Annotated in this window: 7 protein-coding genes; 1 reads left to right on the top strand and 6 read right to left on the bottom strand. The window is 46.3% G+C overall.

The features are described 5' to 3' along the window. Window positions 1-3: 3 nt before the first annotated feature. The 6 genes from FAM09_RS24200 to FAM09_RS24175 all read right to left on the bottom strand — a co-directional run bounded on the left by FAM09_RS24200 (window position 4) and on the right by FAM09_RS24175 (window position 13,679). On the bottom strand, window positions 4-1,407 hold the full coding sequence (locus FAM09_RS24200; protein WP_136579744.1) for a pectate lyase family protein: 1,404 nt from the start codon (window positions 1,405-1,407) through the stop codon (window positions 4-6). A gap of 23 nt (window positions 1,408-1,430) precedes the next feature. Continuing rightward, entirely contained in the window at window positions 1,431-3,056 is a 1,626-nt protein-coding gene (locus FAM09_RS24195; protein ID WP_136579743.1) for a DUF5123 domain-containing protein, read from the bottom strand. Between the two features lie 21 nt (window positions 3,057-3,077). Then, window positions 3,078-4,934 (bottom strand): RagB/SusD family nutrient uptake outer membrane protein, encoded by a 1,857-nt coding sequence (locus FAM09_RS24190; RefSeq protein ID WP_136579742.1) that lies wholly within the window; start codon window positions 4,932-4,934, stop codon window positions 3,078-3,080. A 10-nt stretch (window positions 4,935-4,944) separates the two neighbouring features. Beyond that, window positions 4,945-8,181 (bottom strand): SusC/RagA family TonB-linked outer membrane protein, encoded by a 3,237-nt coding sequence (locus FAM09_RS24185; protein ID WP_136579741.1) that lies wholly within the window; start codon window positions 8,179-8,181, stop codon window positions 4,945-4,947. 358 nt (window positions 8,182-8,539) lie between these two features. Next, window positions 8,540-10,348, bottom strand: a complete 1,809-nt coding sequence (locus FAM09_RS24180; RefSeq protein WP_136579740.1) for a RagB/SusD family nutrient uptake outer membrane protein — start codon at window positions 10,346-10,348, stop codon at window positions 8,540-8,542. 124 nt (window positions 10,349-10,472) lie between these two features. After that, entirely contained in the window at window positions 10,473-13,679 is a 3,207-nt protein-coding gene (locus tag FAM09_RS24175) for a SusC/RagA family TonB-linked outer membrane protein (RefSeq protein WP_136579739.1), read from the bottom strand. Window positions 13,680-14,213: 534 nt separating this feature from the next. Between FAM09_RS24175 and FAM09_RS24170 the strand changes: the two genes are divergently transcribed. After that, a complete protein-coding gene (locus FAM09_RS24170; protein ID WP_136579738.1) occupies window positions 14,214-15,254 on the top strand; it encodes a LacI family DNA-binding transcriptional regulator in 1,041 nt (346 codons plus the stop codon). The last annotated feature ends 887 nt before the right edge of the window (window positions 15,255-16,141 follow it).

The raw sequence follows: 16,141 nt of genomic DNA, 5'->3' as shown, positions 1-16,141 counted from the left end.
CGTTTATTTTTTTGCCTCCACTAACCCATTCACATACACTTCCACATTCGTATACTCTTTATCCAGCGTAAATAAAATCGCATCTCCAGCATCCGCCGGGTTCAACGCATGCGCTGATTCCCAGGCATCAGGCATTCCATCATGGTCTTTATCCGGTGCTGCAGGCACTGAGCGTAATACTGGCCATGCATTTACGGTAGCTTCATATTCGGTGCCATGCGGATAACCGCCCTGCACATCAATAAACCGGCCCTTGCGGTGTTTTACATCGTTTATGATCCGTTCGTCCAGGGTATCTCTGTTAGGTAAACTGCAACCCACTTGTATCAATACCGATTCATACGCATCTTTTGCGGATTGTGTTGTAACTGCTACGATCGCAAACGGCGCGGTTGCTTTTGCCAGCGCCGGATCATCGGTGTTCTTGTCGCCCAGGCGTACGCCCTGCCAGTTATTACTGCTTACCTCATACGACCCGTCTACATAATTTCCATCAACAAAATATTTCCCATAGGGTATGGGTGGCTTGCTCCAGGGATTTACCACCTGGTACATTACCTTTTTATTGGTGTTAGGTCCGTACTTGTAGTAATTGTTCACGATGTTGTAATTGCCGCCTTCACCGGCATACACGTTATTTCCGCCCCAGTTGTAAATAACATTGTTCCTGAAATCGACATTCTCTTCGGAGGTGTTACGCAACCCGTTGAACCGGGGGTTACGGCTATTGCAATGGGCAAAGAGATTATGGTGAGCCGATAAATGCCGGCCGCCCCAGATACCACCGTACCCATGATGCTCGTAATCTTTATCGCCTTTTTCAAAATGATAGCTGTAGTTCAATGGCTCCGATATCAGGTTCCATTGCAGCGTAGTACTGTCGCCGCTGTACACCGAAAGCGCTTCATCGGTGCTCCAGCTCACCGAGCAATGATCCACGATAATATTATTTCGCCGGGTACCGCCAAAAGCGTCATCGCTGCCACTGCCATCTACCATGCCGCCTTTTTGATTTTTATCGCCCATGCGAAACCGCAGGTACCGCACAATGATATTATCACCTGACAAAACCACGGGATAATCAGCTAAACAAATACCATCACCGGGCGCTGTTTGCCCGGCAATGGTTATGTTTCCTTTTATATCCAGCTTTGATTGCAAATGAATAGTGCCCGACACCGCAAACACAACAATACGCGGTCCTTTTGCCTGTACTGCCTTTCTTAAACTGCCGGCCCCATCATCCTCAAGCGTAGTAACCACCAACACTTTTCCACCCCGGCCGCCGGTAGTATACTTCCCAAATCCTTCTGCACCGGGAAAGGCAATGGGTTGCGCTGCGGCAACCATGGCTTCCACCAATACTATGCACGTTAACAGTAAAGAATATGACAGTCTCTTTTTCATTACTTGTAGTTTATTCTATAAAGCTACAGTCTCCAGCGCGGATCACCGCTATCTGACCGGCCCGCGAACGTATTATCCTTTATCAGAAAATTATTATTATCAGGATCTGTAAACAGGTCCGCAGCAGGTTTGGTATAATCGATTATGTTGCTAATGGCATTGCCTGCAAACGTAACATCCAACGCCTTGTAGTTGCTGGCCACAGTAGCGGCTGTTCCTGCACGGATGCCCCTTGCGGTAGCAGCAGGCGACAATGTTTTTGCAAGAATGTTATTCTGGAAAGTAAAGCCGCCCGAAATGGCCTGCGCATTATAATCGATGAAATACCGGGCGTTACCTACCACATTGTAAAATGTATTATTGCTCACATTCAGGGTCACAGATGGCGCCAGGTTATGCAGAACAAGACCGTAGCCGATTTTAGCAAAACTGCTATTGGTGATCGTTATATTGTTGATCTTTCCGGTAGCCACATTGTTGTTTATAAAGGCATAGGTACCGTTGCTTCCGTTGTCTCCAATGTCATAAACCATACATTTGTTAACCGTGAACTTATCAATGGTTATCGCATTGGCGCTTTGGATACGCATGGGTGAGTTAACCAGGTTACGGATGGTACAGTTCTCAAATATGATCTCTGATGTGTTGCTGGCCGTTGACTGGTTGAAGATATAGTTGCGTTTGGTAAGGGAAGTATTGGCATCCTGGTAACCCGTAATATCGAGGTTCTCGAATTTTATAGTACCTGCAGATGCCGGCAACGTAAACCCATTAAATGCCAGAATAGGTTTGTTAGCGCCCGACTCGCCCCATATGGTAAATGAAACACCATTAGGAATAATGATAGGATTATCGGTAGTATACCTGGTTCCCTGCCGTAAAACAAACATAGTTCCTGTAGCCACATTCGTTATCAACGTGGCCAGGTCATCTGTAGCGCCTACCAAAACAACATTAGGCCCGCTGGGCAGATCGGCCGGCAGCGTGAAGGCTTGCGATCCACGAATACTTGTATTATAATATAACAGCGCCGTATAGGTTTTTGTAGGTGTAAGACTGGAAATCGTTTTTGATCCGGCTGTTTTCTCAGCATCTGCGATATCGTATTTTGTTCCTGCACCCTGGTCGTTAACAAGCATAAAATGCGTTACCTGGTTAGGCACTTTCCACTTCAGCGTAACGGTATACGGCGTTTTATCGGAATCCGTTACCGTAGTCATGATCTGTTCGGTAGCGGTTTTAAAAGTAACAGCCGCCCATTCTGACGCCCCTGTTTCTTCTGTTGTATCCAGGCCTCTAACCCTTGCCGACATCCTGGTCAACGGCTCAAGAAGTTCAGGGATTACGTAATTAATATAGCCGTCTGCATCTTTGGTGCCGGTAGCCGTATAACTTTTTGTAATCGTTGCAAACTGCAAACTATCCTTGCTCAATTCTATTGTATAAGAATTGGTTGATGGCTTAGGTTTCCACCGCAACGTTACGGTTACCCCATCCACAATACCCTGCAACTCAGTTGGACGGAACAGCCGGTCGTAATTCTCATCGGCATTCCAGTCGTTAAATTTTTTACAGGATACTATGCCTGTGCAGATAATACCGGCCAGTACCGCCGTTAAGAAGATCTTATTTATAATTGTTGATTTCATTTCTACGAAGATTAAGGGTTATTAAAATCCATACGCATTCACCAATGTTCCCTGCGACTCGGCTATTGAAGAACTGGCATAGGGATACAGGTGCCGGTTCTGCACACCGCCCGACGTTAATCCGCTGCTGAACAGGTCAACACGTTCTGAATACAGGGTTTTATTGGCAGCGCTCAGGCCAGCCAGCCAGGCAACTTTTGTATACCCTGCTATATCAGCTGTGCCCTTGTCTACATAGAAATTAATTCCTGATTTATCGAGGATCTCATTATCTGATTGATATTTATAGAACAGGTACGTGGGCAATGTATTGTAAGGCGCTGTGCCCGCCAGCATTTTCTTAAAGCCATCCCGTTGCTCCTGTATTTTGCTCACCAGCAGGTTCCAGCGAATGAGGTCATATTTGCGAATCGCTTCACCACCAAACTCATACGCTCTTTCGTTTACAATGGCGTTGAAGAAAGAAGTTTGATCAGTAAGCGCATTTACATACGATTCAACCTTGGTAGCTTTGTCTGCATCGGCAAACGCGCGGCTACGCACCTGCTTCAAGGCATCTTTAGCCAAAGTAGTGGGTCCATTTAAAGCATTCTCAGTTTCAGCAAACATCAGCAACACATCGGCATATCGCATAACCGACCAGTTAATACCGTAACCAAATTTTCCGGAAGCGGCTTTGTTCAGAGCGCTCCAGTTTGACCCCATAAACCGTTGGTCCCATTTGGCAAAGTTGAACGACATGGGATTTGTTTGAAATACTTCTTTGACATCGGCAGAACCGTTGCTATAGGTATAATAAGCAACCGTAGCGTCGCGGCGAAGGTCCTGCTGGTCGAACATGTAGAAATACCAGGCGGTAGTGTTCACCACGTTGGCATTGTTACCGAAGCCATATTTTGAATTGGTATAAAACCGAATACCGATAGAATAACCCATTTCTCCACTTCGTCCCAATCCATTGGCTACTTCAAACAGGTTTTCCTGGTAGGTGGCATCCATTTGAAGTGAGCAAAGTTTTTTCCAGATATCAATATAGCTGCTGTTCAGCTTGTGCACGCCCTGGGTCATGATCTCCTGGCATTTTGTACGGGCCAGGGTGTAATACTTCTGCCAGTCGCTGCCGCGTTCGGTAACAGCATTGCCATTCCTGTTGCGCAAACTGTATCCACCTCTAAACAGGGCAATACGGGCAATCAGGCCTTTAATAAATCCTTTTGTTACTCTTTCCACTGTAGCATATGTTCCGCCGCTTCCTACCCAGGGAACATAATTCTCCGCTTCCTGCAGGTCGGTTAACAGGTAATCATAAATTAAATCGCGGTCAGTAGGCGCCAGGTAAACATTCGACAGATCGTATTTGGTGGGCTCTGCTTTATAAGGAACATCGCCCCAGTTCTTTACCAGTTCAAAATAAGCCAGGGAGCGCAAGGTGATGGCTTCACCCAGGAAAGCTTTCATAGTTGATGAATCGGATGTTTTCATCAGACCACTTTTCCTGATGCCATCAACACACAGGTTAGCCCGCTCTATCAATTTGTAAATGGTTGTCCACTCACGGGAAAGGGACGTATTATCTGCCGTACCCAGGTAGTTCGATAAGCCGCGGGTACTGTTCTCTTTGTAAGATGCGTTATCTGCGCCCGCCACTTCAATATCTGAATTGGTGGCATAGTTCAACGGTAAGCGGGCCGAATACAGTTGATCCTGCGTAAGCAATGCATAGGTGCCGGTTATGGCAAAATCAGTATACGCCGTTGATGAAAATACCAGGTCGGGGGTAAATTCAGAAGGCGATGAGGTATTGAGAAAATCTTTTTTACATGCAGTTACAGAAAGGCCTGCAATAGCTATTAATACGATAGATAATCTTTTTTTCATAGCAAGTCAATTAAAATGTTACGTTAATACCACCTACAAATGAGCGGCTTTTTGGATAAGCAGAAAAATCAACACCAGGCGTTACAGGCGGATTTCTGCGGGTATCAACTTCCGGATCAAATCCTGTATAGCTCGTCCAGGTATGCAGGTTGTACGCTGTTACGTATACCCGCAGGTTGCTGATGTGGGCGCGGCGCAATAAATTACGGGGAACCGTATAGCCCACAGTTATCGTGTTCAGGCGCAGGAATGATCCATCTTCAATAGCCCATGAGTGCAGGGGTGTTACCGTCATTAAAGGACTCCAGATAGTAGCGTTCTCATTTAATTGCATCAGGCGCTCAGGATTGGCATTGGAACCGGTTGCTACATTATATCCGGTTTCAGGATCAATGATCGTGAAGCGGTGATTCAGGTCCATTTCAGCCAGTATATTCTGGTATTTACGACTGAGCAGTAAAGTAGTATAATCGATCTTATTGGCGTTATAGATCTGGTTTCCGTATGTCCAGTTAAAAAATGCCAGGAAGTCGAAGCCTTTATACCGGGCATTCAGATTAAAGCCCCCCTGATGTTTGGGATTGGCATTACCGATCACGGTTTTATCATAGGCGTCAATTTTGCCGTCGGGCTTGCCATCGGCGCCGCTGATATCTTTGAACTTCAGGATACCAGGACCAAAATAACCGGGCGAGATCAATGAACTGTTATCAGGCACACCAGATACCAGGTCCCACTTTTTGGTAGTGGTGTTAAAGGTGAAATCATCAAAGGTGTACATGCCATCGGTAACATAACCGTACATCTGGCCCACCGGCTGACCTTGTTGTACCAGGAAATCTTCCAGCGGTTGGGCAGTGCCATTCCAGCCAGAAGTATACGTTTTATAGTTTATATCGCCGTTCTTAAATTCATCTACATTATTCTTGTTCAACCCGATATTGAATGAGGCCGACAAGCTGAAATCCTTTGTATTTACAATGTTTCCTTCGAGGGTAAGTTCAATGCCGCGATTGGTAGTGCTGCCCTGATTTATTAACTGTCCCGTATAACCTGAGTTAGGCGGTACGGGCCGTGTTAACAGCAGGTCGCGGGTGGTGTTCTTATATACATCTACGGTACCGCTTAACCGGTTGTTGAACAAGCTAAAGTCAACCCCAACGTTTCTGATAATGGAAGTTTCCCATCTCAACTCAGGATTGTACAACAGGTTATCGGGAATAAAATTGCGGGCTTCCACTTCGCCCAGGTAATAGGGTTTATTTTCGTTGCTGGTTATATACTTCATTTGCCACTGACCGGCCAGAATGCGGTTGTTCCCCGTTTCGCCATAACTGGCCCTCAATTTCAACTGGGTTAACCAGTCAACCGATTTCAGGAAGTCTTCTTCAGATATTTTCCAGGCCACGGCGGCAGAAGGAAAAAAGCCCCACTGCTTTCCATCGGCAAATTTGCTGGAACCATCGCCGCGGAAAGTGGCTGTTATAAGATACTTATTGTTGATGGTATAATTAAGGCGCCCGAAGTATGACCGCATACGATCATCCGGCGCAATATAGGTTACCGTAGGGATGGCCGTACCAAAGTTCATATTGGCCAGCACATCTTCATATTTCATGTAGGTAGGAAAGAAACGGGATTCGTTGGTAACGGTTTTATATCCGGCTGAAAGGATCTCCTGCCCTGCCACCACATTTAAATTATGGCCGGGGAAAATGCCCCGCTTATCGTAGGTGAAATAGTTTGAGATGCGATAAGATGAACCGTTCAGGGTATAGATATTACCAATGGGCTGACCGGCATATTGCTGTGCAGCATTGGTATGTGGCCCCCATACGTTATCGGTACGCTCATTCCTGAATTCGAAACCACCTTCCGACCGGAAGCTTAAGCCTTCCATGATCTTCCAGGTAACACCGCCATTGAATGTACTGTTGAGGCGGGATTGCTTTTTGTATTCATCATTGGCTGAGGCAACGGGATCGTATAACAAACTTTGATCTTCTGCCGTAATGGTATTATCATCTATCACACTCTGATCAAACTCACTTAAACCGCGGGTTGGCGCATACTTGATGGAGTTACGTAAACGGGTAACAGAACCTGACCCCACATTCACGCCGGCGCCGTCGATCTTCATGAAACCAAGACGTGTATTAAGATCGAACGTGACCTTTGGGCCTATTTCACCATTGAGTTTAAAATCGAGGTTATTGCGCTCATATCCTGAACCAATCATAACGCTTTCTTCCTTGTTTCGGGTAAGTCCCAGGTTGAACCGCGCTGTTTTTGAACCACCATTTAAACCCACATTGTAATATTGCTGTTGTGCATTACGGCCAAACACTTCCTTTTGCCAGTTGGTTCCTTTTATTGATTTATATATATCGAGGTCAGCATAAGAACCATAATAATCCTGGAAGGTTTTTGACTGATCAACCTCATACTGGTATTTTACATACTCGTACGGTCTCAATACTTCCAGTTCTTTGGTTATTTTTCTGACCCCGGCATAAGCATTGGCAGAAACATTTATTTTACCAGCCTTACCTTCTTTGGTAGTGATCAGGAATACCCCATTGCTGGCGCGTGAACCGTAAATAGCGGTAGACGCAGCATCTTTCAGGAAGGTCATGGTTTCGATGCTGGAAGCGGCAATATTATTGATATTGCTTACCGGGAAACCGTCTACAATATATAAGGGTGCATTATCCTGTGAAATGGAAGTACCGCCGCGTAACCGTACTTTTATTTCGGCATCGGGCGATCCTTCGGTGGTGGTGATCTGCAAACCGGCCACTCTACCGGTAAGCGCTTCGGCAGCATTGGCCACCGGCGTTTTGATCAGGTCCTTACCAGTAAGAACACCCACTGCACCAGTCAGGTCTCTTTTTTTAGTTTTTCCGTAGCCTATCACCACTACGTCATCCAGGCTATTGTCTTCTTTATCCAATTGAATTTCCAGGGCTTTGGAACCATCTGCAGATGCTTCCGTTTTTTTATAACCCAGATAACTTATGACCAAAGTAACTTTCCCGGTTTTACCACCTACAGTCAGAGAAAACTTTCCCGACGCATCTGTTTGTGTACCGTTCTGCGCATTTTGCATGTTCTTCACCAACACACTTACACCGGCAAGGGGTGCACCTTTCTCATCGGTGACTGTTCCTTTAATTTGTCGGGTTTGCGCAAATAGAAAAAATGGAGAAATGAAAAGAAGGACTACCAAGGTAATTCGCATGCTCATATGGCGGTTCTTTTTGAGGTTCTTATAGATTCCGGATACCTGTCTGGAGGGGCCAGAAACCTGAATTACTTAATTAATTACAATCGTCTTTAACATAAATCCAATGTCAATACTATTGAGATATTTTTTAAAATGATAGATTTCGTATGCATTTATCTATGCAATCGTTCCCGGCAACGATGTAATTTTCAGAGGCAGAATAAGCTAGATAAAAAGAAGATTCGCAATAAGCAATTAGCCATCCGCATATAAAAGAAAACGTGTCACAGTTATGGAACCGTGACACGCTTAACTATTTGAAATTTAAATGATTTACTGCGTGTAGCGTGCAGCTTGCAGCGTGTAGCTGTCTTCTGCGTCAATACCCCGGGTTCTGCGTCAACCGCCCCTGATAGGCATCCAGCGTTGCCTGATCAAAGGGGAACAGTTCGCTTTTACCGGAAACGAAAAAGGAGGCCATACCTGTACGCAAGGGCTTACCGTCTATTACATTGGTCACCAGGTAGGTTCTCCACGGCAATGCATTCCACGTACCTGAAGTTGGCTTTTGCTTGGGCTGCCAGAAAGGTTGTGCCGTAGCAGCTGTATTGGAGCCGGCATAGAATTGGATCTCTTCGCCCACGTTCCGCCAATAAACTGTATCCGGAACATTTGCATACGCGCCGGCGCCCGTGCGGATCTGCTCAATTTTTGTTCTTGCTTCATCGATCTTGGTAGCCAACTGGCCCCAACGCAACAGATCGAATTTGCGAATGCCTTCATGACCAAACTCCAGGAAACGTTCGTTGGCCAGGGCATTAAAGAAGCCTGTTTTATCTGTGGGCGTGGTGCCTATCAGCCCAACATTACCTCTGTACGCTCTTTTCCGAACTTCTTCATAAGCTGTTATGGCCGCTGCGGTGGGACTTCCATTTAATTCATTCACAGCTTCGGCATACATCAGCAATACATCTGAAAAACGGATCATTGCCCAGTTGTACCCTACATTCAGTACGGTGCCGGGTAATAAGGGCACGCGCCAGTCGCGGCGGTATTTACCGGTATTCAATTCAGTCAGGCGCCGCATCGATTTAACATTGTTCGCTCCATTTACCGCGTACCAGGTCACCGTAACATCGCGACGCGTATCTACCGAATCGAACGCATAAAAATAATTAGGCAGCATAATGATACCGCCGCCGCCAGCGCCATACCGGGAGGCATTGCTGAGGTTAGGGCCATCGTAATTACCCATACGGCTGTCGCTGTTACCATTACCACCACCGGCGCCCACTTCAAACAGGATCTCGCCCTGGGGATCATATACAAACGAAGTTACATTACGCCAAATGCTTTCATAGTTGGGGTTCAATGTATGCTGGTCCCTGCGCGCCATCAGTTCTTCACATTCTTTTTTAGTTATCTCGTAGTACTTCAGGTAATCGCTTCGGCGTTCAATTTTGGCGTTGCTGCGCAAAGCATAACCACCTCTGAACAAAGCGATCCTTGCCCGCAATGCTTTTGCAGCGCCTTTGGTTATGCGTTCATTACGCGTAACCTCTGTGCGCCAGGGCAGCAGGTCAATAGCTGTTGCCAAATCTGTGAGGATTATATCGTAGGTTGAATCGCGATCAGTACGCGGGATAAACAACCCTTTTTGCTGATAAGAAGGGATCAACGGCGCCGGTACATCGCCCCAGTTGCGGATGAGTTCAAACAGGAATTGCGCCCGGAGGGTCAGGGCCTCGCCATACAACCGCTTCAACTCTTTTTTCTCGGCAACCGTTCCTTCGGCATACAATTTCATTTGCGGAATTTGCTCAATACACAAATTGGCTTTTTCCAATCCGCGGTATAACTGGCGGAAGGGGTTGGATATTTCCGTATTGGTGAGCAACAATTGGTAACGCCCAACACCGCGGCGGCCATTATCTATATTTCCACTTACAATACCTTCATCGGTATCATACGGATAATACATGCTGATACGAATGCCATAACCGGCATCGCCCTGTAATTCATCATAAGTGCCAATAACAGCCATGGTGGCATTGGGCACATCGGAAAATACTTCAGGAATTGTATATCCTGATTGCGGTTCTACTTCAGTATATTTTTTACAACCTGTTATAGAAAATATTACAATGATGGCGGCGGTAATTATTTGATACAATCGTGTATGCTTCATCTGAATTTTTTTTAATTGTTATGTTGGCCAGATGGAACTTACCATGACAAAATTTTCATTGTCGTAATTGTTATATTGAAAGTTTTGTCATGGACGTTTCATACGTCAATCGTTTTTTGTTTTGTTAGAAAGTTGCATTTACTCCAAATACCCATGTACGTGAACGCGGATAGGCGGCAAAATCAACACCGGGTGTTAACGGGTCGTTTCTGCGGGCCGTAACATCCGGGTCGTACCCTGAATAGCTGGTGAGGGTAGCCAGGTTGTTCACGGTGGCAAACACGCGGAAGGTGGAGAGTTTTATTTTGTTAAGCACCGGTTTCGGTAATGAATACCCTACTGTTACGTTGTTAAACCGTAAGTATGTTCCATCTTCCACTGCCCAGGAGTGCAGCCACCAGCGTTGTACGCGCACCGGCGACCATATTTTGGCATTTGCATTAAGCGCTGCCAGTTCCTTGGGATCGGTTACCCGTACACCTGATGCATTGATCCAGGTGAACCGGTCTTTCATACTGTTGATCATATTCAGGTTAGGGAAAGCGCCATCGGTCCATTCAATTTTATTGGCATTATAAATATCATTGCCTACCACAAAATTTACAAACACACTCAGGTCGAAATTCTTATATGATAACTGATTGTTCCAGCCACCGGTAAATTTGGGATTGGCATCGCCTACCACCGTGCGGTCGTAATCGGCTGTGATCAGGCCATCAGGCACGCCATTGGGGCCGCTGATATCTTTCCATTTCAGCATACCGGGTTGGGCGGTGCCGTATACACCATTATTGGCTATACCTGCTTTCAGGGTATAGGTCCTGGTGGTTGAGTTGTAATCAAAATCATCTACACTAAACATGCCATCGGTTAGAAAACCATACATCAGCCCGGCGGGCTCGCCCACTTTTACCAGGTAGTCATCTACCCCATCGCTACCCTGCCAGCCTGAGTTGCGGGTCATTTGGCTTACCCCGCCCAGGTTTTCAATTTTGTTTCTATTGAAAGAGATATTGAAGTTGGTATTCCAGGTGAAATCTTTATTGGAAATTGGAATAGCGTTTATCTGGAATTCTACACCGCGGTTGGAAGTAGAACCCAGGTTTTGCAATTGTGTAGTATAACCGGTTGTAGGTGGAATGCTCACCGCCAGCAACAGGTCTTTGGCTGTGTTCTTATATACATCAACGGTAAACTGCAGGCGGTTGTTGAACATAGCCCAGTCCATACCCAGGTTCATAGTGGTATTGCGCTCCCATCTTAGATCGGGATTACGCAAGGCCGTAGGCGCTACGCCGGGTTGTATTATATGGTTGAACGCATATTGACCGGTTACACCATATAATTGTATATACTGGAGGTTATCGATACGGTTGTTTCCCACTGACCCATAACCGAAGCGAAGTTTAGCGTCATTTAACCACGAAAGATCTTTCATGAAATCTTCTTCGCTGAAACGCCAGGAAACTGATCCTGACGGGAATACCAGCGTCCCATTGCTTGAGCTGAATTTCGAAGACCGGTCGGCACGCAGGTTAAAGGTGGCTGAGTATTTATCATCGAACGAATAGCTGGCCCGGCCAAACAAAGAGAAGATGCGGCTGGGCGGTTGCTTAAAGGTAGTAGGCAAAGGTTGGGCTGAACCGGGCGGTGCAGCACCGGCACCCATATTCTCCAACGCTTTTTTGGCAGTAATGTCTGATGGGAAATAGCGCGTTTCAAAGGCGCTTGTCTTCATCCGTTGGTCAACTATTTCCTGCCCTACCAGCACGCTGATATCGTGGTGCCCTTTATAATTATTCAGGTTATACTGCAGCGTATTGGAATTGCTCATGGTATTGTTGTGCTGCTCGCCAATGGAAGCCGTTGGCAACGACGCAAAGTTGCGCGCCGTAGGCGTGATCTTGCTGAAGAAGAGATCGGTTTCTACAAATGCATTGTCATATCCGAATGTTGAGCGGAAGCTCAGGTTCTTTACAATATTGTAATTTAAATAACCGCTCAGGTAAGTGGCCTTTGTAAACTGCCGCCGGTATTCTGCTTTGGTAAGAATAACCGGGTTAATGGCGCCGCTGGAAGCGAGGTAATAGGCTTCGTCAAAATCATCCACACCACCCGTTGGTGTTGGCAGCTCAAACGGCCGGTAATTAATGGTGTGCCGCAAGCGGTTGGTAGCGCGGGTGCCACTGTTGGTTGTACCGGCACCGCGAATGGTTTGATCGAGATAGCGCGCATTAAAACCTACTCTTAATTTATCCGAGGCTTTATGTTCGAGTTTGAAGTTCACGAGGTACCGGTCAAAGCCCGATTCCAGCAAAATACCATCTTCTTTATTGCTGGTTAGGCTTAAATTATAAGTAGTGTTTTCGCTGCCGCCGTTCAGCGATACATTCTGGTTACTGTATTTCGCCTTACGGCCAAACACTTCTTTTTGCCAGTTGATGGCCGGGAAATTTTTATATACGTTCAGCGTATCCCAGGTGCTGCCATAGGTTTGCGCAAAGCTGGAACTGTCGGCGACGTTGCCGCGGCTTCTTTCATATTGCCACACCACAAAATCGTATGGGCTCATAACGTCCATGGTCTTGGGCAGTTCGCGCCAGCCGAAAGAACCGTTATAGGTAATTTGTGTTTTACCGGCCCGGCCTCCTTTGGTGGTAATGATCACCACGCCGTTGGCTGCGCGGGCGCCATAAATGGCAGTTGTGGAGGCATCTTTCAATACGTCGATAGAAGCAATGTCTTGCGGTGAGATCACCGACAAGGCATTTTCAACCACCACGCCGTCTACAATATATAAAGGAGAGTTGTCTTGCGTAATAGAGCCGCCGCCGCGTACCCGAACAATGATATCGCTACCCGGTGCCCCTTCAGAGGCAGTTACCTGCACCCCGGCCAGGCGGCCCTGCAGCGCTTCGGCTGCGGAAGACAGTGGTACATCTTTTATCTGCTTGCCCGCCAGTGATGATACCGAACCACTTACTTTAGTTCGCGGAACGGTTTGGTAACCGATCACCACTTCCTGCAGGGTGGTGGCATCTCTTTCCATTTGAACACGCATTTCCTGGCTGCTATTGCCGGTAACCGTAATGGGTTTAAACCCTACGCTCGAAAAGGTTATACCTACAGTATTTCCCGTACCTGTAACCGGTATGGTAAAATGGCCTTTGGCATCGGTTTGAACCGCTCTTCCCCCCTTCACCTGAACGGTAACGCCGGCAACAGGCGCCCCCCGGTCATCAGTAACCGTTCCTGAGATCTGACGGGTTTGTGCATTAAGAAAAAACGGAATAAATAATAGCAGTGCTAGTAATGGATGAAACTTAATCATATGGCGACTCTTTTAGGTTTGAGAATACAGGGCTTATCGATAAGCCCTATAGGCAATCGGTTAACCAGCAGACTAAAGCCTGTGGCTCAATTCACTTTATGTAACAGTACGGGTGTTTGAACAGGTTTTCTTGCACGCTCACTCAAAAGGCCGATCATTTATTCAGGGGTTCGGGTGGATAATTGCCGGTAGTTATCTATTATTAATACCTGCCGGTAACATGAAGAACATAAAAAAGCAATCAAAAAAGCGTTGTTTAGTAAATAAGTATTTAATATTCTAATCCAATTCTAACGAGATATTTTTGAATATAGTAATTTCCGCAGACCTTTTTCTGTGCAATCGTTCCCGACAACGATAGGCAGAAGGCAGAAGCAATAGGCAATAAACAATTGGCAATAGGAAGTTTGCGAATTTTAGGGTAGCCCGACAATTGCCAATTATTCATGTGATTGTTTACAACTTGTTATTTTAAAAGGTATATAACAGTCTTATTGAAAAAGACTATTTTTATCAGCACTTAGCTGCCACGCTGTGAAATTTGAGACTGTAACCATAAAGGATATTGCCAGGGCATTGGGACTTTCTACATCTACCGTATCGCGCGCTTTACGAGGTAGCTATGAAATTAGTCCCGAAACCAAAAAACTGGTACTTGAGTACGCCGAAAAGATCAATTACCGGCCCAACCCGATCGCTTTGAGTTTGAAAGAACGGAAAAGCCGGTCGATTGGAGTGGTAGTTAGCGAGATTGCAAATACGTTTTTCTCGCAGGCAATTAATGGAATTGAATCCATTGCCTACAATCGGGGGTACCACGTAATTATTTCCCAAAGTCATGAATCGTACGAACGCGAAAAGGTGACCATTCAGCACCTGGCCTCCCGGTCGGTGGATGGATTGCTGGTTTCCCTGTCGAACGAGACCATCGACCTTTCGCACCTGAAGCAATTGCACGATAAAGGGTTGCCCGTCGTTTTCTTTGACCGCATTACCGATGAAATAAATACCCATAAGGTAACCGCCAATAATATAAAGGGCGCTTTTGATGCCACCCAGCACCTGATCAATAAGGGTTTTACGCGCATTGCGCACGTTACCAATTCGCCCAACCTGTCTATTACCCGGGAAAGGCTGCAGGGGTACCAGGAAGCCCTGAAAAAGAATAACCTGCCGTTTGATGAAAAACTGGTGCATTATGCTATTCATGGCGGAATGATCTATGAAGAAATTGAAGGGGAGATCAAGAAAATGTTCAGCGCCCCCCAAAAGCCCGATGCCATTTTAACGGCGAGCGACCGCATTACCACTTCCTGCCTCACGGCTTTAAAAGCTGCCGGCAAAAAGATCCCGGACGATATTTCGGTCATCGGGTTTACCAATACGAATATTGCCGACCTGTTCAACCCGCCACTTTCGGCCGTACGCCAGCCCGCTTTTGATATGGGACAAACGGCCACCGAACTGCTCATCCAGATCATTGAAAGCAAACGCCCGGTAACGGAGTTTGAGACCAGGATCCTGGATACGGAGTTGTTTACGAGGGAGTCGTCGAGCCCCCTAAAGGGCGAGTAGTAAGTAGTGAGGGGCGAGCAGGCGAAAGGCAGGTAGCTTGCCTTGTATATTGCCTATTGCAAATTGTTTATTGATTATTGACTATTCAAGATTGCATATTATTTTAAGCCGTTTTATTTTGCCGTTCACGTCTCGCGATTGGCATTCACGAGTTTTGCTTTCGTTTTTTTTGCATTAAGCTTTCTTCTCCGATTTCTATATCGATATAGAAACCTCACCGGTAACCGATTTTATCTTTTTTGGGACTTTCCTCCAACAGGACTGCTAAATATTTTCTCTAACGCTATAGCATGTTCGATGTGACAAGGATGAACTATTGATTACGGTTAGTAGTCAAGCCTGAACAGCGTAGTGCATTTGCGTATCAAACACGCATATGCGTAGCTGCGAGGCAGCTTTTGCCGTAGCAGTGCCGGGGCTGCCGTATAAGACACTTAAACACGTAAGCTTTATTTCGTTGGAATTTTATCGGTGTCCGGCTGGTATTGCGCCGGTTTTTGTTCGGAGATTCTTCGGACTTTCATTGGGGGTTGTTCGGATGCTCCCTATAGCACCCCGAACAACTTCCGAACAAAGTCAAATCAAAACCCCTGGCAATACCGGAGCAGTCCCGAACAAAACGCCCTTATTTTCCTTCTTTTCACTTCAATAGTGCTTCGACTTTACTCATTCACTGTGATAATTTTTGGGCATCCCTTCCTTATTTCGCTGTTTTTCATTTTTACTTCCTGATTTTCCCTCCCATTGCCTTCCCACCTGGCTCCTAACCTCATGGCGGACTGCTCAACACCTTCTCCCGCCATTCTCCCGGTTTTTCCCGCTTTCTCCAATGAAAAGCGGGAGAAGTCCGGGACGAGGTCAGGAAACAAGTGGGAGAAATTGTAGTA

It is taken from the genome of Niastella caeni, from assembly GCF_004834005.1.
Lineage (GTDB): Bacteria > Bacteroidota > Bacteroidia > Chitinophagales > Chitinophagaceae > Niastella > Niastella caeni.
The sequence above is the reverse complement of the archived record's forward strand: the minus strand, read 5'-3'. Positions and strand labels throughout refer to the sequence as shown.

Excerpts from the sequence above, each read along its gene's own strand:
- FAM09_RS24180 (WP_136579740.1), bottom strand. The coding sequence starts at position 10,348 with ATGAAGCATACACGATTGTATCAAATAATTACCGCCGCCATCATTGTA.
- FAM09_RS24190 (WP_136579742.1), bottom strand. The coding sequence starts at position 4,934 with ATGAAAAAAAGATTATCTATCGTATTAATAGCTATTGCAGGCCTTTCT.
- FAM09_RS24200 (WP_136579744.1), bottom strand. The coding sequence starts at position 1,407 with ATGAAAAAGAGACTGTCATATTCTTTACTGTTAACGTGCATAGTATTG.
- FAM09_RS24195 (WP_136579743.1), bottom strand. The coding sequence starts at position 3,056 with ATGAAATCAACAATTATAAATAAGATCTTCTTAACGGCGGTACTGGCC.
- FAM09_RS24175 (WP_136579739.1), bottom strand. The coding sequence starts at position 13,679 with ATGATTAAGTTTCATCCATTACTAGCACTGCTATTATTTATTCCGTTT.
- FAM09_RS24185 (WP_136579741.1), bottom strand. The coding sequence starts at position 8,181 with ATGAGCATGCGAATTACCTTGGTAGTCCTTCTTTTCATTTCTCCATTT.